We start from the raw sequence: 17,819 nt of genomic DNA on the forward strand, positions 1-17,819 counted from the left end.
CGACGAGTCCGCAGCTCAGGTGGTGAGCTGCGGACTCGTCATCCGGGCGCGGAGGTCAGGGCTGCTGGACCAGTTGGAACGACTGGGCCGCTGAGCCGTTGCAGGGGCTTTGGACGAGCTGGGTGCCGGAGGCGGTGGTGGGCGGGGCGCTCAGGCATTTGCCGCTGTGGCGGGCTGTGAAGTGGTAGCGGCCCGGGGCCTCCGCGACCGCCTGCCACTGCTGGTTCAGGCCGCCGGTGTAGTTCCAGAGCTGGATCGGCGCGTTGTCCGCGGTCGAGACATCGGTGACATCGACGGCCTGCTGGGCATTGCCGCGCGGGCCGATGCGCGAGAAGCCGCTGTCCGTGGCGCGGATCTGGTACTGCTGCGCCAGCGTGCTGTTGCAGGTGTACTGCTGGATCGCCGTGCCGTTCGCCGTCGCCGCGGCCCGCGCGTCCACACACAGGCTGTTGCCGCTGTTCACCAGCGCGTACCAGGCGGACTCATTGATCGGACCCGGCGGCGTCGGGTTGCCGACTTCGCCCGTGCCGAGCCACTTGAGGCTGTCCAGGATGAACCGGTTCTGGGTCGCGCTGCCGAAGGTGGACGAGAGCGTCTGGCCCGTTTCGTAGTTCATGGCGTTGTGCCCGAAGTTGGAGTAGATCATCCGGTAGCCGGTGTTGGTCCACATGATCGGGTAATAGCCGCTGTACCAGGACTGGTTGGGGTCCGTACCGAGCGGGAAGCTCACCGGGTCGACCGAGGACAGGATCTTGATGTTCGGCCGGGTCCTGAGGTCGTTGCTCCAGCTGTACCACTCGCTGACGGAGGAGGTGAAGGTGGCCGGCAGGCCGGTGGTCGTGGGGTGCGTGCGGTCCTCGACCTTGAGTGTCGCGGTGGTCGGGCCCCAGGTGTTGGAACGGAAGTTCCCCGAGCCGAGGAAGTCGTTGTAGTACCAGGACCAGCCCCCGGCGTTCGTGGTGAACGCGGAGACATGGAAGCCGAACCAGGCGCCGCCGCCGCGCATGTAGCGCTCGAAGCCCGCGCGCTGCGCGGCGGTCTGCGGCGCGTCGTCGAGGAAGATCACCACCTGGTACTGGTCCTTGGTGATGCTGGTGAGCTGGTTCCAGTTGTTGGTCGCCGTGTACGTGAAGTTGTTGGCGGCGGCCTGCTGCGGGAACCAGGTGTTGGCCTCGCGTACGAAGCTGATGTGCGCGTCGTCCCAGGTGCCGTTGTAGAACGCGAGCACCTTGAACGGCGCGGCGGCGGCGCCCTCGGCCCGTTCCGCGCCCTGTGCGGCGGGCGCGGCGGTCAGGCCGAGCAGTACGGCGAGCAGCGCGAGGAGCCGTACACCGGCACTCCTCAGGCGGACCCTGTCTCTGGTCATCGGGGGATGGTCCCTTCCTCTGCCGGTGTGGTGCCGGTGTGGGGGGTCGCGCACGAACCGGTACATGGATCTGTCATGGATATGACATCCCGACCGGTAGGTGCGGCCTGCTCGTGATTTAAGAAGTGAACCCACCCCGCGTCAAGGGCCTGGTATGGACCAATGTCGGGTTTGGGTGGGGTGGGGGTTGGTTGTGCTGGGCGCGGGTTCGTGCCGAGGGGTGGCCGGGGTGGGCCGGGGCCGCTTGGAGACGGGCGCTGGCCGCCCCTCCTGATCCAGCGTGGCCATGGATTGGCCGTCACCGCCGTGGGGTACGCTTTCCGGCCCGATTGGCTATGGCCTAGGCCGCTGTGGCACACTAGCCAGGTTGCTCGGTTGAGTGCCGATGCTGCGCGCCTCCCGCCGGGGGGACCGGAAGCGAGTCCCACAGTACTCGTCGTCCCAACTGCCTCAGGGGCAGCGCTGGGGCGGACGTACGGGAATCTTCCGGGAAGCGTCAGCGGGGCTCCGGCCAGGCGCCCGGTGGTCAGTGCATGCACATGCGGCCTGTGACCGGCTTCGCGGACTTTGGGCCGCACCCCCTCGGCTGGGAAATCCTTCGGGAGTTCTGAATAGAGGGGATGCGACACGCCCGACCGCGTGGGTCGGAGCAGAGCGCAGCGCCACCAGGTTCCAGAGCGTTACGAGAGACAGGACTACGAAGCAGCCATGGCGGGACAGAAGATCCGCATCCGGCTCAAGGCCTACGACCACGAGGTCATCGACTCATCGGCGAAGAAGATCGTCGAGACGGTGACGCGTACTGGTGCGTCGGTCGCGGGCCCGGTGCCGCTGCCCACTGAGAAGAACGTGTACTGCGTCATCAAGTCGCCGCACAAGTACAAGGACTCGCGCGAGCACTTCGAGATGCGCACGCACAAGCGCCTGATCGACATCCTCGACCCGACGCCCAAGACCGTTGACTCGCTGATGCGCCTGGACCTTCCGGCCGGCGTCGACATCGAGATCAAGCTCTGAGAGGCGCGGAAGAGATGGCTAAGCAGATCAAGGGTGTCCTGGGCGAGAAGCTCGGCATGACCCAGGTCTGGGACGAGAACAACCGTGTCGTCCCGGTGACCGTCGTCAAGGCCGGGCCCTGTGTCGTTACCCAGGTCCGTACGAATGACTCCGACGGCTACGAGTCGGTCCAGATCGCCTTCGGCGAGATCGACCCGCGCAAGGTGAACAAGCCCCTCAAGGGCCACTTCGCCAAGGCCGACGTGACCCCCCGCCGCCACCTGGTGGAGCTGCGCACCTCCGACGCCGCCGAGTACACGCTCGGCCAGGAGATCACCGCCGCCACGTTCGAGTCCGGCGTCAAGGTCGACGTCACGGGCAAGAGCAAGGGCAAGGGCTTCGCCGGTGTCATGAAGCGTCACAACTTCAAGGGCCTCGGCGCCGGTCACGGCACCCAGCGCAAGCACCGCTCTCCCGGTTCCATCGGTGGCTGCGCCACCCCCGGCCGGGTGTTCAAGGGCCTCCGCATGGCGGGCCGCATGGGCAACGAGCGGGTCACCACCCAGAACCTGACCGTTCACGCCGTTGACGCGGAGAAGGGCCTGCTCCTGATCAAGGGCGCGGTTCCTGGTCCGAACGGCGGCCTCGTCCTGGTCCGTACCGCGGCCAAGGGGGCTTGAGGTAACTGATGAGCACCATTGACATCCTTTCGCCGGCCGGCGAAACGACCGGGACCGTCGAGCTCCCCGCGGAGATCTTCGACGCCAAGGTCAGCATCCCGCTGATCCACCAGGTCGTCGTCGCCCAGCTCGCGGCCGCCCGGCAGGGCACGCACAAGACCAAGACCCGTGGCGAGGTCCGCGGCGGTGGCAAGAAGCCGTACCGCCAGAAGGGCACCGGCCGCGCCCGTCAGGGCTCGACCCGCGCCCCGCAGTTCGCCGGCGGTGGCGTCGTGCACGGTCCCGTACCGCGTGACTACTCGCAGCGGACCCCGAAGAAGATGAAGGCCGCCGCCCTGCGCGGTGCCCTCACCGACCGGGCCCGGCACTCCCGTATCCACGTCGTCTCCGGCGTGGTCGACGGCGACGTGTCCACGAAGGCCGCCAGGACGCTGCTCGGCAAGATCTCGGAGCGCAAGAACCTGCTCCTGGTCGCCGAGCGCGCCGACGAGGCCGCGTGGCTGTCCGCCCGCAACCTGCCCCAGGTGCACATCCTGGCGCCGGGCCAGCTCAACACGTACGACGTGCTCGTCTCCGACGACGTGGTCTTCACCCAGGCCGCCTTCGAGTCCTTCGTGTCCGGCCCCTCCAAGGCCGACGACGCCGCGAGCGCCGATGACGACACCGAAGGGAGCGAAGCCTGATGGCCGAGGTCACCAGCAAGACCTTCACGGACCCGCGTGACATCCTCGTCAAGCCCGTGGTCTCCGAGAAGAGCTACGCGCTGCTCGACGAGAACAAGTACACGTTCATCGTCGCGCCCCACGCCAACAAGACCCAGATCAAGCAGGCCGTGGAAGCGGTCTTCTCGGTCAAGGTCGCCGGGGTCAACACGATCAACCGCCAGGGCAAGCGCAAGCGCACCCGCACCGGTTTCGGCAAGCGCGCCAACACCAAGCGCGCCATCGTGACCCTCGCTGAGGGCGACCGTATCGACATCTTCGGCGGCCCGGCCTCCTGACGGAGGACGGATCGTTCAGAAGTCCGGAATCTTCCGAGGACTGAGAAATGGGTATCCGCAAGTACAAGCCGACGACCCCGGGCCGTCGTGGCTCCAGCGTCGCCGACTTTGTCGAGATCACGCGGTCCACGCCGGAGAAGTCGCTGGTCCGCCCGCTGCACAGCAAGGGCGGCCGTAACAACGCCGGTCGTGTGACCGTCCGCCACCAGGGCGGTGGCCACAAGCGCGCCTACCGTGTGATCGACTTCCGTCGGCACGACAAGGACGGCGTGCCCGCCAAGGTCGCGCACATCGAGTACGACCCGAACCGCACCGCGCGCATCGCGCTGCTGCACTACGCCGACGGCGAGAAGCGCTACATCATCGCGCCGCGCGGCCTGGCGCAGGGCGCCCGTGTCGAGAACGGCCCGGCCGCCGACATCAAGCCCGGCAACAACCTGGCGCTGCGCAACATCCCGGTCGGTACGACCATCCACGCCATCGAGCTGCGGCCCGGCGGCGGCGCGAAGTTCGCCCGCTCCGCGGGTGCCTCCGTGCAGCTTCTGGCGAAGGAGGGCTCCATGGCCCACCTCCGTATGCCTTCCGGTGAGATCCGGCTGGTCGACGTCCGCTGCCGCGCCACCATCGGCGAGGTCGGCAACGCCGAGCAGTCGAACATCAACTGGGGCAAGGCCGGCCGTATGCGCTGGAAGGGCGTCCGCCCGACCGTCCGCGGTGTGGCCATGAACCCGGTCGACCACCCGCACGGTGGTGGTGAGGGCAAGACCTCCGGTGGTCGCCACCCGGTCAGCCCGTGGGGTCAGAAGGAGGGTCGTACTCGTTCTCCCAAGAAGGCGAGCAACAAGTACATCGTCCGCCGCCGCAAGACGAACAAGAAGCGCTAGGAGCGGGTTTTCAGATGCCGCGCAGTCTCAAGAAGGGGCCCTTCGTCGACGACCACCTGATCAAGAAGGTGGATGTCCAGAACGAAGCCGGCACCAAGAACGTCATCAAGACCTGGTCCCGTCGCTCGATGATCGTCCCGGCCATGCTGGGCCACACGATCGCGGTGCACAACGGCAAGATCCATGTCCCGGTGTTCATCACCGAGTCCATGGTCGGCCACAAGCTCGGCGAGTTCTCGCCGACTCGCACCTTCCGCGGCCACGTCAAGGACGACCGGAAGTCGAAGCGCCGCTGACGCGGGGTGGAACGACTATGACTCACACCGAAGGGACAACCATGGAAGCCAGGGCCCAGGCGCGGTACATCCGCGTCACGCCCATGAAGGCCCGCCGCGTGGTGGACCTCATCCGTGGCATGGATGCCACGGAGGCTCAGGCGGTCCTGCGTTTCGCCCCGCAGGCCGCGAGCGTGCCGGTCGGCAAGGTGCTGGACAGCGCCATCGCCAACGCCGCGCACAACTACGACCACACCGACGCCTCTTCGCTGGTCATCAGCGAGGCGTACGTGGACGAGGGCCCGACCCTGAAGCGGTTCCGTCCGCGTGCCCAGGGCCGTGCCTACCGGATCCGTAAGCGGACCAGCCACATCACCGTGGTCGTCAGCAGCAAGGAAGGAACCCGGTAATGGGCCAGAAGGTTAACCCGCATGGGTTCCGGCTCGGTATCACCACGGACTTCAAGTCCCGCTGGTACGCCGACAAGCTGTACAAGGACTACGTCAAGGAAGACGTCGCCATTCGTCGCATGATGACGAAGGGCATGGAGCGGGCCGGTATCTCGAAGGTGGAGATCGAGCGCACCCGCGACCGGGTCCGGGTCGACATCCACACCGCGCGTCCGGGCATCGTCATCGGCCGCCGCGGCGCCGAGGCCGACCGTATCCGCGGCGAGCTGGAGAAGCTCACCGGCAAGCAGGTCCAGCTCAACATCCTTGAGGTCAAGAACCCCGAGGTGGACGCCCAGCTCGTGGCGCAGGCCGTCGCCGAGCAGCTCTCCTCGCGTGTCTCCTTCCGTCGTGCCATGCGCAAGAGCATGCAGTCGACGATGAAGGCGGGCGCCAAGGGCATCAAGATCCAGTGCGGTGGCCGTCTCGGCGGCGCCGAGATGTCCCGCTCGGAGTTCTACCGCGAGGGCCGGGTGCCCCTGCACACGCTCCGCGCCAATGTGGACTACGGCTTCTTCGAGGCCAAGACCACCTTCGGCCGGATCGGTGTGAAGGTCTGGATCTACAAGGGCGACGTCAAGAACATCGCCGAGGTGCGCGCCGAGAACGCCGCGGCCCGCGCCGGCAACCGTCCGGCCCGTGGCGGCGGCAACGACCGTCCCGCCGGCCGTGGCGGCCGCGGTGGCGAGCGTGGCGGCCGTGGCCGCAAGCCGCAGCAGAACCCGGCGGCCGAGGCCCCCAAGGCCGACGCCACCGCTGCGCCGGCCGAGGCGACGTCCTCTTCTACCGGTGGAACGGAGGCCTGACCGACATGCTGATCCCCCGTAGGGTCAAGCACCGCAAGCAGCACCACCCCAAGCGCAGCGGTATGTCCAAGGGCGGCACGCAGGTCTCGTTCGGCGAGTACGGCATCCAGGCGCTGACCCCGGCCTATGTGACGAACCGTCAGATCGAGGCCGCCCGTATCGCGATGACCCGCCACATCAAGCGTGGCGGCAAGGTCTGGATCAACATCTACCCGGACCGCCCGCTCACCAAGAAGCCCGCCGAGACCCGCATGGGTTCCGGTAAGGGTTCTCCCGAGTGGTGGATCGCGAACGTCAAGCCCGGCCGGGTGATGTTCGAACTGTCCTACCCGAACGAGAAGATTGCGCGTGAGGCGCTTACCCGCGCTGCTCACAAGCTTCCGATGAAGTGCCGCATCGTCCGGCGCGAGGCAGGTGAGGCGTGATGGCGGCCGTGACCAAGGCGTCCGAACTGCGCGAGCTGGGCGACGAGGAGCTGGTCAACAAGCTCCGCGAGGCCAAGGAAGAGCTGTTCAATCTCCGCTTCCAGGCGGCGACCGGCCAGCTCGAGAATCACGGGCGGCTGAAGCTCGTCCGTAAGGACATCGCGCGGATCTACACCCTGATGCGTGAGCGCGAGCTGGGCATCGAGACGGTGGAGAGCGCCTGATGACTGAGAACAACGTGACCGAGACCACGACCGACCGCGGATTCCGCAAGACCCGTGAGGGCCTGGTCGTCAGCGACAAGATGGACAAGACCGTCGTCGTCGCTGTCGAGGACCGCGTCAAGCACGCGCTGTACGGCAAGGTCATCCGCCGTACGAACAAGCTCAAGGCGCACGACGAGCAGAACGCCGCCGGCATCGGCGACCGCGTCCTCCTGATGGAGACCCGGCCGCTGTCCGCCACCAAGCGGTGGCGCATCGTCGAGATCCTCGAAAAGGCCAAGTAAACCCCTCCGAGGGGGAGTTCCCCCTCGGAACAGTTCCGCCAGGCTCCGGGGGCCGAGTGATCGGCCCCCGGGGAACCGGCAGACGATCAGGAGATAGACGTGATCCAGCAGGAGTCGCGACTGCGTGTCGCCGACAACACGGGTGCGAAGGAGATTCTCACCATCCGTGTTCTCGGTGGCTCCGGCCGCCGCTACGCGGGCATCGGTGACGTCATCGTCGCCACCGTCAAGGACGCGATCCCCGGTGGCAACGTGAAGAAGGGTGACGTCGTCAAGGCGGTCATCGTTCGCACCGTCAAGGAGCGCCGCCGTCCGGACGGCTCGTACATCCGCTTCGACGAGAACGCCGCCGTCATTCTGAAGAACGACGGCGACCCTCGCGGCACCCGTATCTTCGGCCCGGTGGGCCGTGAGCTGCGCGAGAAGAAGTTCATGAAGATCATCTCGCTCGCGCCGGAGGTGCTGTAGGCATGAAGATCAAGAAGGGCGACCTGGTTCAGGTCATCACCGGCAAGGACAAGGGCAAGCAGGGCAAGGTCATCGTGGCCTACCCCCGCCAGGACCGGGTCCTCGTCGAAGGTGTCAACCGGGTCAAGAAGCACACGAAGGCCGGCCAGACGGCCCGCGGTTCGCAGACCGGCGGCATCGTCACCACCGAGGCCCCCATCCACGTCAGCAATGTTCAGCTCGTCGTGGAGAAGGACGGCAAGAAGGTCGTCACCCGCGTCGGCTACCGCTTTGACGACGAGGGCAACAAGATCCGCGTTGCCAAGCGGACCGGTGAGGACATCTGATGACTGCGACCACTACCGCGCCGCGTCTGAAGCTGCGCTACCGCGAGGAGATCGCCGGCAAGCTGCGTGAGGAGTTCTCGTACGAGAACGTCATGCAGATCCCCGGCCTCGTCAAGATCGTGGTCAACATGGGTGTGGGCGACGCCGCCCGCGACTCCAAGCTGATCGAGGGTGCCATCAAGGACCTCACCACGATCACCGGCCAGAAGCCGTCCGTCACCAAGGCCCGGAAGTCCATCGCGCAGTTCAAGCTGCGCGAGGGGCAGCCGATCGGCTGCCACGTCACCCTCCGCGGTGACCGTATGTGGGAGTTCCTGGACCGTACGCTGTCGCTCGCGCTGCCGCGTATCCGTGACTTCCGCGGTCTGTCGCCCAAGCAGTTCGACGGCCGTGGCAACTACACCTTCGGTCTCACGGAGCAGGTCATGTTCCACGAGATCGACCAGGACAAGATCGACCGGGTCCGGGGCATGGACATCACCGTGGTCACCACGGCGACCAACGACGACGAGGGTCGTGCCCTCCTTCGTCACCTCGGCTTCCCGTTCAAGGAGAACTGACCGTGGCGAAGAAGGCTCTGATCGCTAAGGCCGCCCGCAAGCCGAAGTTCGGTGTGCGCGGTTACACCCGCTGCCAGCGCTGCGGCCGTCCCCACTCCGTCTACCGCAAGTTCGGCCTGTGCCGTGTGTGCCTTCGTGAGATGGCCCACCGCGGCGAGCTGCCGGGCGTCACCAAGAGCTCCTGGTAGTTCCCGGCGGGGGAATCGCATTCCCCGTGAAGGAACCAACCAGAAGCTCTCGGTAAGCAATTGGCCGGCCGGAGCCCTGCCTCGCATGCCGTAGGCTTGTGGGGTTGGGCGCCTGCCGTCCATTCAGACTTACTACGCCGTAGGTCCCCGCACCGCACCCGTCCCGGTACTCACCGGGGAGAGGGATGGCGCATACAGGAAACCCCGGCGAGAGAGGCCGAAGGCCAATTCATGACCATGACTGATCCCATCGCAGACATGCTCACGCGTCTGCGCAACGCGAATTCGGCGTACCACGACGACGTCGTGATGCCGCACAGCAAGATCAAGTCGCATATCGCGGAGATCCTCCAGCAGGAGGGCTTCATCACCGGCTGGAAGGTCGAGGACGCCGAGGTCGGCAAGAACCTCATCCTTGAGCTGAAGTTCGGCCCGAACCGCGAGCGTTCGATCGCCGGCATCAAGCGCATCTCCAAGCCGGGTCTGCGTGTGTACGCGAAGTCCACCAACCTGCCGAAGGTCCTGGGCGGCCTGGGCGTGGCGATCATCTCCACGTCCCACGGTCTCCTGACCGGCCAGCAGGCCAGCAAGAAGGGCGTGGGTGGGGAAGTCCTCGCCTACGTCTGGTAGTCGGGAACGGAGGAAAGGCTCATGTCGCGAATCGGCAAGCTCCCCATCCAGGTTCCCGCTGGTGTGGACGTCACCATCGATGGCCGTACGGTCGCCGTGAAGGGTCCCAAGGGCACCCTCTCGCACACCGTCGCCGCGCCGATCGAGGTCACCAAGGGCGAGGACGGCATCCTCACGGTGTCGCGCCCCAACGACGAGCGTCAGAACAAGGCCCTGCACGGCCTGTCCCGCACGCTGGTGGCGAACATGATCACCGGCGTGACCCAGGGATACGTCAAGGCGCTCGAAATCAGCGGTGTCGGTTACCGCGTCCAGGCGAAGGGCTCCAATCTGGAGTTCGCCCTGGGCTACAGCCACCCGATCCTCATCGAGGCGCCCGAAGGCATCACCTTCAAGGTCGAGTCGCCCACGAAGTTCTCCGTCGAGGGCATCGACAAGCAGAAGGTCGGCGAGGTCGCGGCGAACATCCGCAAGCTGCGGAAGCCCGACCCGTACAAGGCCAAGGGCGTCAAGTACGCCGGCGAGGTCATCCGCCGCAAGGTCGGAAAGGCTGGTAAGTAAGCCATGGCATACGGTGTGAAGATCGCCAAGGGCAAGGCCTACAAGGCCGCTGCCATCAAGCGCCGCCACATCCGCGTCCGCAAGAAGGTCTCGGGCACGCAGGAGCGCCCGCGCCTCGTAGTGACGCGTTCCAACCGCCACATGGTGGCCCAGGTCATCGACGACATCGCGGGCCACACGCTCGCGTCGGCGTCGACCCTGGACGCCTCGATCCGTGGCACCGAAGGTGACAAGAGCGCCCAGGCCAAGCAGGTCGGGTCGCTGGTCGCCGAGCGCGCCAAGGCGGCCGGTATCGAGGCCGTCGTGTTCGACCGTGGTGGCAACCAGTACGCCGGGCGGATCGCCGCTCTGGCCGACGCCGCCCGCGAGGCCGGGCTGAAGTTCTAGGCCCCGGTTCCGGAGCTAGCGGACGTAACAGAGAGAGGTAGATCCAATGGCTGGACCCCAGCGCCGCGGAAGCGGTGCCGGTGGCGGCGAGCGGCGGGACCGGAAGGGCCGTGACGGCGGTTCGGCGGCCGCCGAGAAGACCGCGTACGTCGAGCGTGTCGTCGCGATCAACCGCGTCGCCAAGGTTGTGAAGGGTGGTCGTCGCTTCAGCTTCACCGCGCTGGTCGTGGTGGGCGACGGTGACGGCACCGTGGGTGTCGGTTACGGCAAGGCCAAGGAGGTGCCGGCCGCCATCGCCAAGGGCGTTGAGGAGGCCAAGAAGCACTTCTTCAAGGTCCCCCGTATCCAGGGCACCATCCCGCACCCGATCCAGGGCGAGAAGGCCGCGGGCGTCGTTCTGCTCAAGCCGGCTTCCCCCGGTACCGGCGTGATCGCCGGCGGCCCGGTGCGTGCCGTGCTGGAGTGCGCGGGCGTGCACGACATCCTGTCGAAGTCGCTCGGCTCGGACAACGCGATCAACATCGTGCACGCGACGGTGGCGGCCCTCCAGGGCCTCCAGCGCCCCGAGGAGATCGCGGCCCGCCGCGGTCTGCCCCTTGAGGACGTCGCCCCCGCGGCCCTGCTGCGTGCACGTGCGGGAGCGGGTGCGTAATGGCCCGTCTCAGGATCACGCAGACGAAGTCGTACATCGGCAGCAAGCAGAACCACCGCGACACCCTGCGCTCGCTCGGGCTCAAGCGCCTGAACGACACGGTTGTCAAGGAGGACCGTCCCGAGTTCCGCGGCATGGTGCACACCGTCCGCCACCTCGTGACGGTTGAGGAGGTCGACTGACATGGCGGAGAACAACCCGCTGAAGGTCCACAACCTCCGTCCTGCCCCGGGCGCCAAGACCGCGAAGACCCGTGTGGGCCGTGGTGAGGCGTCGAAGGGCAAGACCGCGGGTCGTGGCACCAAGGGCACCAAGGCCCGCTACCAGGTTCCGGAGCGCTTCGAGGGTGGCCAGATGCCCCTCCACATGCGGCTCCCGAAGCTCAAGGGCTTCAAGAACCCGTTCCGCACCGAGTACCAGGTGGTGAACCTGGACAAGCTCTCCGTCCTCTACCCCGAGGGCGGCGAGGTCACGGTGGCCGATCTGGTCGCCAAGGGCGCGGTACGCAAGAACAGCCTCGTCAAGGTCCTCGGCCAGGGCGAGATCTCCGTGGCACTCACGGTGACGGTGGACGCCGTCTCCGGGTCCGCCAAGGAGAAGATCGCCGCCGCGGGCGGCACCGTCACCGAGTCCGTCTGAGCCGGATCGATGGCTTGAACACCCGACCGGGGATGTCTCTCACACGAGGCATCCCCGGTTGGTCGTTCCTAGGGGGGCACAGTCGCCGGTAAGGTGGCGTGCATTGTTGCTTGTTCCTTATCCGTCGATCCTCAATACCGTCACCCTTGACGCAGTAGCGCGGGGGTCGCAGGAGGCACCGTGCTCACCGCGTTCGCCCGGGCGTTCAAGACGCCCGACCTGCGCAAGAAGCTGCTCTTCACACTCGGCATCATCGTGCTGTACCGGCTCGGGGCGCACATCCCCGTGCCAGGTGTCAGCTACGAGAATGTCCAGACCTGTGTCGACGCGGCCCAGAAGGGCAATAACAGCCTGTTCGGCCTGGTGAACATGTTCAGCGGCGGAGCGCTGCTGCAGATCACGATCTTCGCGCTCGGCATCATGCCGTACATCACCGCGAGCATCATCCTCCAGCTCCTGACCGTGGTCATCCCCAGGCTGGAGGCCCTCAAGAAGGAGGGGCAGTCCGGCCAGGCCAAGATCACTCAGTACACCCGCTATCTGACCGTCGCCCTCGCCGTGCTCCAGGGCACCGGCCTGGTCGCCACCGCCCGCAGCGGCGCGCTCTTCAGCGGCTGCCCGGTCGCCTCGGAGATCGTGCCCGACCAGTCGATCTTCGTCACCGTCACCATGGTGATCACCATGACCGCGGGCACCGCGGCCGTGATGTGGCTCGGCGAGCTGATCACCGACCGCGGTATCGGCAACGGCATGTCCATCCTGATGTTCATCTCGATCGCGGCCGGATTCCCGGGCGCGCTCTGGGCCATCAAGCAGAGCGGCACGCTGGCCAAGGGCTGGATCGAGTTCGGTACGGTCATCCTGATCGGCTTCGTCATGGTGGGCCTGGTCGTCTTCGTCGAGCAGGCGCAGCGCCGTATCCCCGTGCAGTACGCGAAGCGCATGATCGGCCGCAGGTCGTACGGCGGTACGTCGACGTACATCCCGCTCAAGGTGAACCAGGCGGGTGTGATCCCGGTCATCTTCGCGTCGTCGCTGCTCTACATCCCGGCGCTGGTCGCGCAGTTCTCCAGTTCGAACGCGGGCTGGAAGACCTGGATCGAGGCGCACTTCGTCAAGGGTGACCATCCGTACTACATCGCGACGTACTTCCTGCTGATCGTGTTCTTCGCCTTCTTCTACGTGGCGATCTCCTTCAACCCCGAAGAAGTCGCGGACAACATGAAGAAGTATGGTGGGTTCATCCCGGGTATCCGGGCAGGTCGCCCGACAGCCGAGTATCTGAGCTACGTGCTCAACAGGATCACTTGGCCGGGCTCGCTGTACCTGGGTCTGATCGCTCTTGTACCGACGATGGCGTTGGCGGGCTTCGGAGGCGCGAACCAGAACTTCCCGTTCGGCGGGACAAGCATCCTGATCATCGTGGGTGTGGGTCTGGAGACCGTGAAGCAGATCGAGAGCCAGCTTCAGCAGCGCAACTACGAAGGGTTCCTCCGCTGATGCGAATCGTCCTCGTCGGACCGCCCGGTGCCGGCAAGGGAACGCAGGCTGCGTACCTTGCCAAGAACCTCTCGGTACCGCACATCTCCACGGGCGACCTCTTCCGGGCCAACATCAGCCAGGGCACCGAGCTGGGCAAGCAGGCGAAGGCGTACATGGACGCCGGGAACCTGGTGCCCGACGAGGTGACCATCGCGATGGCTCTGGACCGGATGGGTCAGCAGGACGCCGTGAACGGCTTCCTGCTGGACGGTTTCCCGCGGAATGTGTCGCAGGCGGAGGCGCTGGACGAGGCGCTCAAGCGCGAGGGTCTGAAGCTGGACGCGGTGCTGGACCTGGAGGTCCCCGAGGACGAGGTCGTACGGCGGATCGCCGGCCGGCGGATCTGCCGTAACGACAGCGCGCATGTGTTTCACGTGACGTACAGCCCGCCGCAGAAGGAGGGCGTCTGTGATCACTGCGGAGGCGAGCTGTACCAGCGCGACGACGACTCCGAGGAGACGGTACGGACGCGGCTGGAGGTCTATCACACCCAGACCGAGCCGATCATCGACCACTACCGGGCCCAGGGCCTGGTGGTGACGATCTCCGCGCTCGGCAAGGTCACCGAGGTGACCGAGCGTGCGATGGAGGCGCTCCAGAAGGACCGGGCCGCACAGGCCTGAGCAAACGAAAGCAGCCGGCTTACGGCCGTGGCGTCCCCCGGGCACCACGGCCGTAGTGTTGAGCGGGTACGGGGGCACGGCTCCCGCGTTCAACGGGTCATGACGAGTCCGGGCACCGGGCGGAAGGCAGAACGATGGTGGAGATCAAGACTCCCGAGCAGATCGCGAAGATGCGCGAGGCGGGACTGGTCGTCGCCGCCGTGCACGCGGCCACCCGCGAGGCCGCGGTGCCGGGTGCCACCACCAGGGATCTGGACGAGGTCGCGCGCAAGGTGCTCTCGGAGCACGGCGCCAAGTCGAACTTCCTGGGGTACGGCGGGTTCCCCGCGACCATCTGCACCTCGGTCAACGAGGTCGTCGTCCATGGCATCCCGGACGACAGGACCGTGCTCAAGGACGGCGACATCATCTCCGTCGACGCCGGGGCGATCATCGACGGCTGGCACGGCGACGCGGCCTTCACTGCCTTCGTGGGCTCGGGTCACGCTCCGGAACTGGTCGAGCTGTCCCGGGTGACCGAGGAGTCGATGTGGGCCGGGATCGCCGCGATGAAGAACGGCGGCCGGCTGGTGGACGTCTCCCGCGCGATCGAGACGTACATCCGGCGCCAGCCGCGTCCCGGCGGCGGCAAGTACGGGATCATCGAGGACTACGGCGGGCACGGCATCGGCTCGCAGATGCACATGGACCCCCATCTGCTGAACTATGTCTCGCGCAAGCGCGGCAAGGGCCCCCGGCTGGTCCCCGGTTTCTGTCTGGCGATCGAGCCCATGGTCTCGCTGGGCACACCCCGTACGGAGGTGCTCGCCGACGAGTGGACGGTGATCACGACGGACGGCACCTGGGCCTCGCACTGGGAGCACTCGGTGGCCCTCACCGAGCAGGGCCTGCTGGTGCTGACCGCGCCCGACGGCGGCAGGGCCAAGCTGGCGGAGCTGGGCGTGACGGCGGCGCCGGACCCCCTCGCGTAAGGGCCGGCCGCCAGGTTCCGCTTAAGGATCTCGTCCACAGGGCAAACTTCACGGATTCGTCTTTCCGGGTGTGCTGCCGTAGACTGACGCGTCGGCTCTGGTGTACCCGTGTGTCCGTTCGCCGTTGTGAGTGTTACAGCTGTAACGGCTGTTGCGGTTTTACGGCTGTACGGCTGCCAGAATCGATCAAGGTAGCCGATTCGAAGGGCGAAGCGTGGCCAAGAAGCAAGGTGCCATCGAAATTGAGGGCACCGTGATCGAGTCCCTCCCGAACGCCATGTTCAAGGTGGAGCTCCAGAACGGTCACAAGGTCCTCGCGCACATCAGCGGCAAGATGCGGATGCACTACATCCGGATCCTCCCCGATGACCGGGTTGTGGTGGAGCTGTCTCCCTACGACCTGACGCGTGGCCGGATCGTCTACCGATACAAGTAGATCTTGCTGATCACCCCTTCCCGGGGGTGTTCGCACTGACCCGGAGAACCTCAATCCCATGAAGGTCAAGCCGAGCGTCAAGAAGATCTGCGACAAGTGCAAGGTGATCCGCCGTCACGGCCGGGTCATGGTCATCTGCGACAACCTGCGCCACAAGCAGCGCCAGGGCTGACGCACGACCGCCTGCCTCTCGCAGTACTTCGCGCGACGCGAGCACATCGTAATTACGCAGTGAACGGTTCCGTTTTTCTCGTACTTCCCGTACGAGGGGACCGACACCTCCGGCGGAGGCCGGGGACCCGGACCGTACCGATCCCGGGACAGTCGCTGCGGAAGACCTCCGAACATCAACAGGAGCCATGAATGGCACGCCTCGCAGGCGTTGACCTTCCGCGCGAGAAGCGCGTCGAGGTCGCCCTCACCTACGTCTTCGGTATCGGGCGCACCCGGTCCAAGGAGACGCTCGCCGCCACCGGCGTCGACCCCAATGTCCGCGTCCGCGACCTCGCCGAGGAAGACCTCGTCAAGATCCGCGAGTACGTCGACGCCAACCTCAAGACCGAGGGTGACCTCCGTCGCGAGATCGCCGCCGACATCCGCCGCAAGGTGGAGATCGGCTGCTACCAGGGTCTGCGCCACCGCCGTGGCCTGCCGGTGCACGGCCAGCGCACCAGCACCAACGCCCGTACCCGCAAGGGTCCGCGTCGCGCCATCGCCGGCAAGAAGAAGCCGGGCAAGAAGTAGTCCTCAGCGGACGCTCATCAGCGGTCTTCGCTGTAGGACCGATCACCTCCTCGCAGGAAGTCAAGACATGCCTCCTAAGGGCCGACAGGGTGCAGCCAAGAAGGTGCGCCGCAAGGAAAAGAAGAACGTCGCTCATGGGCACGCCCACATCAAGAGCACGTTCAACAACACGATCGTCTCGATCACGGACCCCTCGGGCAATGTGATCTCCTGGGCCTCCGCCGGCCACGTCGGCTTCAAGGGCTCGCGCAAGTCCACCCCCTTCGCCGCGCAGATGGCCGCCGAGTCGGCCGCCCGCCGCGCGCAGGAGCACGGCATGCGCAAGGTCGACGTCTTTGTGAAGGGTCCCGGCTCCGGCCGTGAGACCGCGATCCGCTCGCTCCAGGCCACCGGCCTTGAGGTGGGTTCGATCCAGGACGTCACCCCCACCCCGCACAACGGCTGCCGCCCGCCGAAGCGGAGGCGCGTCTGACCTCAGGTGCGGTAGGTCGCATCTGAGGCTGATGTGCGGTATGGGCGGCTCGGCGCTTTCGTGCCGTGCCGCCCGTACTCTTGAACGGAGCAGTACCGAAGGACGTCAAATAGCGGGCGTCCCCAACTGAAGGATTCACGCATGCTTATCGCTCAGCGTCCGTCGCTGACCGAAGAGGTCGTCGACGAATACCGTTCGCGGTTCGTCATCGAGCCGCTGGAGCCGGGCTTCGGCTACACGCTCGGCAACTCGCTCCGCCGTACGCTCCTCTCCTCGATCCCGGGCGCCGCTGTCACCAGCATCCGGATCGACGGGGTCCTGCACGAGTTCACCACCGTGCCGGGCGTCAAGGAGGACGTCACCGACCTCATCCTCAACATCAAGCAGCTCGTCGTCTCCTCGGAGCACGACGAGCCGGTCGTGATGTACCTGCGCAAGCAGGGTCCCGGCCTGGTCACCGCCGCCGACATCGCCCCGCCGGCCGGTGTCGAGGTCCACAACCCGGACCTCGTCCTGGCGACGCTGAACGGCAAGGGCAAGCTGGAGATGGAGCTGACCGTCGAGCGCGGTCGCGGCTATGTCTCCGCCGTGCAGAACAAGCAGGTGGGCCAGGAGATCGGGCGTATCCCGGTCGACTCGATCTACTCGCCGGTGCTCAAGGTCACGTACAAGGTCGAGGCGACCCGAGTCGAGCAGCGCACCGACTTCGACAAGCTGATCGTCGATGTCGAGACCAAGCAGGCCATGCGGCCGCGTGACGCCATGGCGTCCGCGGGCAAGACCCTGGTCGAGCTGTTCGGCCTGGCGCGCGAGCTGAACATCGACGCCGAGGGCATCGACATGGGCCCGTCGCCGACGGACGCCGCGCTCGCCGCGGATCTGGCGCTGCCGATCGAGGAGCTGGAGCTGACCGTCCGGTCGTACAACTGCCTCAAGCGCGAGGGCATCCACTCCGTGGGTGAGCTGGTGGCGCGCTCCGAGGCGGATCTGCTGGACATCCGCAACTTCGGCGCGAAGTCGATCGACGAGGTCAAGGCGAAGCTGGCGGGGATGGGGCTGGCGCTCAAGGACAGCCCGCCCGGATTCGACCCGACGGCTGCGGCGGACGCGTTCGGGGCGGACGACGACGCGGACGCGGGCTTTGTGGAGACCGAGCAGTACTGAGTGGCCCCGGGCCCGGGGCTGGGGCTTTGTTCTCCCCCCCCCGGCCTGACCCCTTTTTTCCTTCGGG

General features: G+C 66.5%; 30 protein-coding genes. 29 read left to right on the forward strand and 1 reads right to left on the reverse strand.

All coding sequences use genetic code 11. The features are described 5' to 3' along the window. Window positions 1-55: 55 nt before the first annotated feature. Entirely contained in the window at window positions 56-1,366 is a 1,311-nt protein-coding gene (locus tag ACFU9P_RS05500) for a ThuA domain-containing protein (RefSeq protein WP_384077938.1), read from the reverse strand. 708 nt (window positions 1,367-2,074) lie between these two features. On the opposite strand from ACFU9P_RS05500, the gene rpsJ reads away from it, so the two are divergent. The 29 genes from rpsJ (at window position 2,075) to ACFU9P_RS05645 (ending at window position 17,752) form a co-directional block, all read left to right on the forward strand. Then, window positions 2,075-2,383, forward strand: coding sequence for a 30S ribosomal protein S10 (gene rpsJ / locus ACFU9P_RS05505; protein ID WP_003948644.1), 309 nt, complete (start codon window positions 2,075-2,077; stop codon window positions 2,381-2,383). A gap of 14 nt (window positions 2,384-2,397) precedes the next feature. Beyond that, window positions 2,398-3,042 (forward strand): 50S ribosomal protein L3, encoded by a 645-nt coding sequence (gene rplC, locus ACFU9P_RS05510; RefSeq protein WP_030351433.1) that lies wholly within the window; start codon window positions 2,398-2,400, stop codon window positions 3,040-3,042. Window positions 3,043-3,050: 8 nt separating this feature from the next. Next, window positions 3,051-3,725, forward strand: coding sequence for a 50S ribosomal protein L4 (gene rplD, locus ACFU9P_RS05515; protein WP_376377926.1), 675 nt, complete (start codon window positions 3,051-3,053; stop codon window positions 3,723-3,725). Beyond that, window positions 3,725-4,042 (forward strand): 50S ribosomal protein L23, encoded by a 318-nt coding sequence (rplW, locus tag ACFU9P_RS05520; RefSeq protein ID WP_046504624.1) that lies wholly within the window; start codon window positions 3,725-3,727, stop codon window positions 4,040-4,042. The genes rplD and rplW overlap by 1 nt, the downstream gene beginning before the upstream one ends. Window positions 4,043-4,089: 47 nt before the next feature. Continuing rightward, window positions 4,090-4,926 (forward strand): 50S ribosomal protein L2, encoded by an 837-nt coding sequence (gene rplB, locus ACFU9P_RS05525; protein ID WP_093600081.1) that lies wholly within the window; start codon window positions 4,090-4,092, stop codon window positions 4,924-4,926. Between the two features lie 14 nt (window positions 4,927-4,940). Further along, window positions 4,941-5,222, forward strand: coding sequence for a 30S ribosomal protein S19 (gene rpsS / locus ACFU9P_RS05530; protein ID WP_030742199.1), 282 nt, complete (start codon window positions 4,941-4,943; stop codon window positions 5,220-5,222). 41 nt (window positions 5,223-5,263) lie between these two features. Then, a complete protein-coding gene (gene rplV, locus ACFU9P_RS05535; protein WP_004571827.1) occupies window positions 5,264-5,611 on the forward strand; it encodes a 50S ribosomal protein L22 in 348 nt (115 codons plus the stop codon). Next, a complete protein-coding gene (gene rpsC / locus ACFU9P_RS05540; RefSeq protein ID WP_217307102.1) occupies window positions 5,611-6,456 on the forward strand; it encodes a 30S ribosomal protein S3 in 846 nt (281 codons plus the stop codon). Before rplV ends, rpsC begins: the two co-directional genes overlap by 1 nt. 5 nt (window positions 6,457-6,461) lie before the next feature. Further along, entirely contained in the window at window positions 6,462-6,881 is a 420-nt protein-coding gene (rplP, locus tag ACFU9P_RS05545) for a 50S ribosomal protein L16 (protein WP_046504633.1), read from the forward strand. Then, window positions 6,881-7,105 carry a 50S ribosomal protein L29 gene (rpmC, locus tag ACFU9P_RS05550; RefSeq protein WP_046504635.1) on the forward strand — a complete coding sequence of 75 codons (225 nt, stop codon included), beginning with the start codon at window positions 6,881-6,883 and terminating at the stop codon, window positions 7,103-7,105. Before rplP ends, rpmC begins: the two co-directional genes overlap by 1 nt. Then, entirely contained in the window at window positions 7,105-7,389 is a 285-nt protein-coding gene (gene rpsQ / locus ACFU9P_RS05555) for a 30S ribosomal protein S17 (protein WP_093605047.1), read from the forward strand. Before rpmC ends, rpsQ begins: the two co-directional genes overlap by 1 nt. Before the next feature lie 99 nt (window positions 7,390-7,488). Continuing rightward, entirely contained in the window at window positions 7,489-7,857 is a 369-nt protein-coding gene (gene rplN / locus ACFU9P_RS05560) for a 50S ribosomal protein L14 (protein ID WP_003974257.1), read from the forward strand. Between the two features lie 2 nt (window positions 7,858-7,859). Next, complete coding sequence (gene rplX, locus ACFU9P_RS05565; protein ID WP_046504642.1) at window positions 7,860-8,183, forward strand: 50S ribosomal protein L24; 324 nt, start codon at window positions 7,860-7,862, stop codon at window positions 8,181-8,183. Then, window positions 8,183-8,743 (forward strand): 50S ribosomal protein L5, encoded by a 561-nt coding sequence (gene rplE / locus ACFU9P_RS05570; RefSeq protein ID WP_030351443.1) that lies wholly within the window; start codon window positions 8,183-8,185, stop codon window positions 8,741-8,743. Before rplX ends, rplE begins: the two co-directional genes overlap by 1 nt. A 2-nt stretch (window positions 8,744-8,745) precedes the next feature. Further along, window positions 8,746-8,931, forward strand: coding sequence for a type Z 30S ribosomal protein S14 (locus ACFU9P_RS05575; protein WP_003948630.1), 186 nt, complete (start codon window positions 8,746-8,748; stop codon window positions 8,929-8,931). A gap of 231 nt (window positions 8,932-9,162) precedes the next feature. Beyond that, the gene (gene rpsH / locus ACFU9P_RS05580; protein ID WP_351259462.1) at window positions 9,163-9,561 is read left to right on the forward strand and encodes a 30S ribosomal protein S8; all 399 of its coding nucleotides are present in this window, start codon (window positions 9,163-9,165) and stop codon (window positions 9,559-9,561) included. Window positions 9,562-9,582: 21 nt separating this feature from the next. Then, window positions 9,583-10,122: a 50S ribosomal protein L6 gene (rplF, locus tag ACFU9P_RS05585; protein WP_046504651.1), complete on the forward strand. Its 540-nt coding sequence runs from the start codon at window positions 9,583-9,585 to the stop codon at window positions 10,120-10,122. Between the two features lie 3 nt (window positions 10,123-10,125). Further along, window positions 10,126-10,509, forward strand: coding sequence for a 50S ribosomal protein L18 (rplR, locus tag ACFU9P_RS05590; protein ID WP_376377936.1), 384 nt, complete (start codon window positions 10,126-10,128; stop codon window positions 10,507-10,509). Window positions 10,510-10,555: 46 nt separating this feature from the next. Next, the gene (gene rpsE, locus ACFU9P_RS05595; protein ID WP_066943594.1) at window positions 10,556-11,161 is read left to right on the forward strand and encodes a 30S ribosomal protein S5; all 606 of its coding nucleotides are present in this window, start codon (window positions 10,556-10,558) and stop codon (window positions 11,159-11,161) included. Next, window positions 11,161-11,343, forward strand: a complete 183-nt coding sequence (gene rpmD / locus ACFU9P_RS05600) for a 50S ribosomal protein L30 (protein ID WP_217307098.1) — start codon at window positions 11,161-11,163, stop codon at window positions 11,341-11,343. Before rpsE ends, rpmD begins: the two co-directional genes overlap by 1 nt. A 1-nt stretch (window position 11,344) precedes the next feature. Next, window positions 11,345-11,800: a 50S ribosomal protein L15 gene (gene rplO / locus ACFU9P_RS05605; RefSeq protein WP_376377941.1), complete on the forward strand. Its 456-nt coding sequence runs from the start codon at window positions 11,345-11,347 to the stop codon at window positions 11,798-11,800. Between the two features lie 180 nt (window positions 11,801-11,980). Continuing rightward, window positions 11,981-13,300 carry a preprotein translocase subunit SecY gene (gene secY, locus ACFU9P_RS05610; protein ID WP_376377944.1) on the forward strand — a complete coding sequence of 440 codons (1,320 nt, stop codon included), beginning with the start codon at window positions 11,981-11,983 and terminating at the stop codon, window positions 13,298-13,300. Continuing rightward, window positions 13,300-13,965, forward strand: a complete 666-nt coding sequence (locus tag ACFU9P_RS05615; RefSeq protein WP_384077939.1) for an adenylate kinase — start codon at window positions 13,300-13,302, stop codon at window positions 13,963-13,965. Before secY ends, ACFU9P_RS05615 begins: the two co-directional genes overlap by 1 nt. A gap of 134 nt (window positions 13,966-14,099) precedes the next feature. Then, on the forward strand, window positions 14,100-14,936 hold the full coding sequence (gene map, locus ACFU9P_RS05620; protein ID WP_376377948.1) for a type I methionyl aminopeptidase: 837 nt from the start codon (window positions 14,100-14,102) through the stop codon (window positions 14,934-14,936). A 214-nt stretch (window positions 14,937-15,150) separates the two neighbouring features. After that, window positions 15,151-15,372: a translation initiation factor IF-1 gene (gene infA, locus ACFU9P_RS05625; protein WP_003956442.1), complete on the forward strand. Its 222-nt coding sequence runs from the start codon at window positions 15,151-15,153 to the stop codon at window positions 15,370-15,372. A 58-nt stretch (window positions 15,373-15,430) separates the two neighbouring features. Continuing rightward, a complete protein-coding gene (gene rpmJ / locus ACFU9P_RS05630; RefSeq protein WP_003956441.1) occupies window positions 15,431-15,544 on the forward strand; it encodes a 50S ribosomal protein L36 in 114 nt (37 codons plus the stop codon). Window positions 15,545-15,735: 191 nt separating this feature from the next. Beyond that, window positions 15,736-16,116: a 30S ribosomal protein S13 gene (gene rpsM, locus ACFU9P_RS05635; RefSeq protein ID WP_046504684.1), complete on the forward strand. Its 381-nt coding sequence runs from the start codon at window positions 15,736-15,738 to the stop codon at window positions 16,114-16,116. A 67-nt stretch (window positions 16,117-16,183) separates the two neighbouring features. Further along, window positions 16,184-16,588, forward strand: coding sequence for a 30S ribosomal protein S11 (gene rpsK, locus ACFU9P_RS05640; protein WP_003956432.1), 405 nt, complete (start codon window positions 16,184-16,186; stop codon window positions 16,586-16,588). A 141-nt stretch (window positions 16,589-16,729) separates the two neighbouring features. After that, window positions 16,730-17,752 carry a DNA-directed RNA polymerase subunit alpha gene (locus tag ACFU9P_RS05645; protein ID WP_003956430.1) on the forward strand — a complete coding sequence of 341 codons (1,023 nt, stop codon included), beginning with the start codon at window positions 16,730-16,732 and terminating at the stop codon, window positions 17,750-17,752. The last annotated feature ends 67 nt before the right edge of the window (window positions 17,753-17,819 follow it).

It is taken from the genome of Streptomyces sp. NPDC057617, assembly GCF_042800555.1.
Taxonomy (GTDB): domain Bacteria; phylum Actinomycetota; class Actinomycetes; order Streptomycetales; family Streptomycetaceae; genus Streptomyces.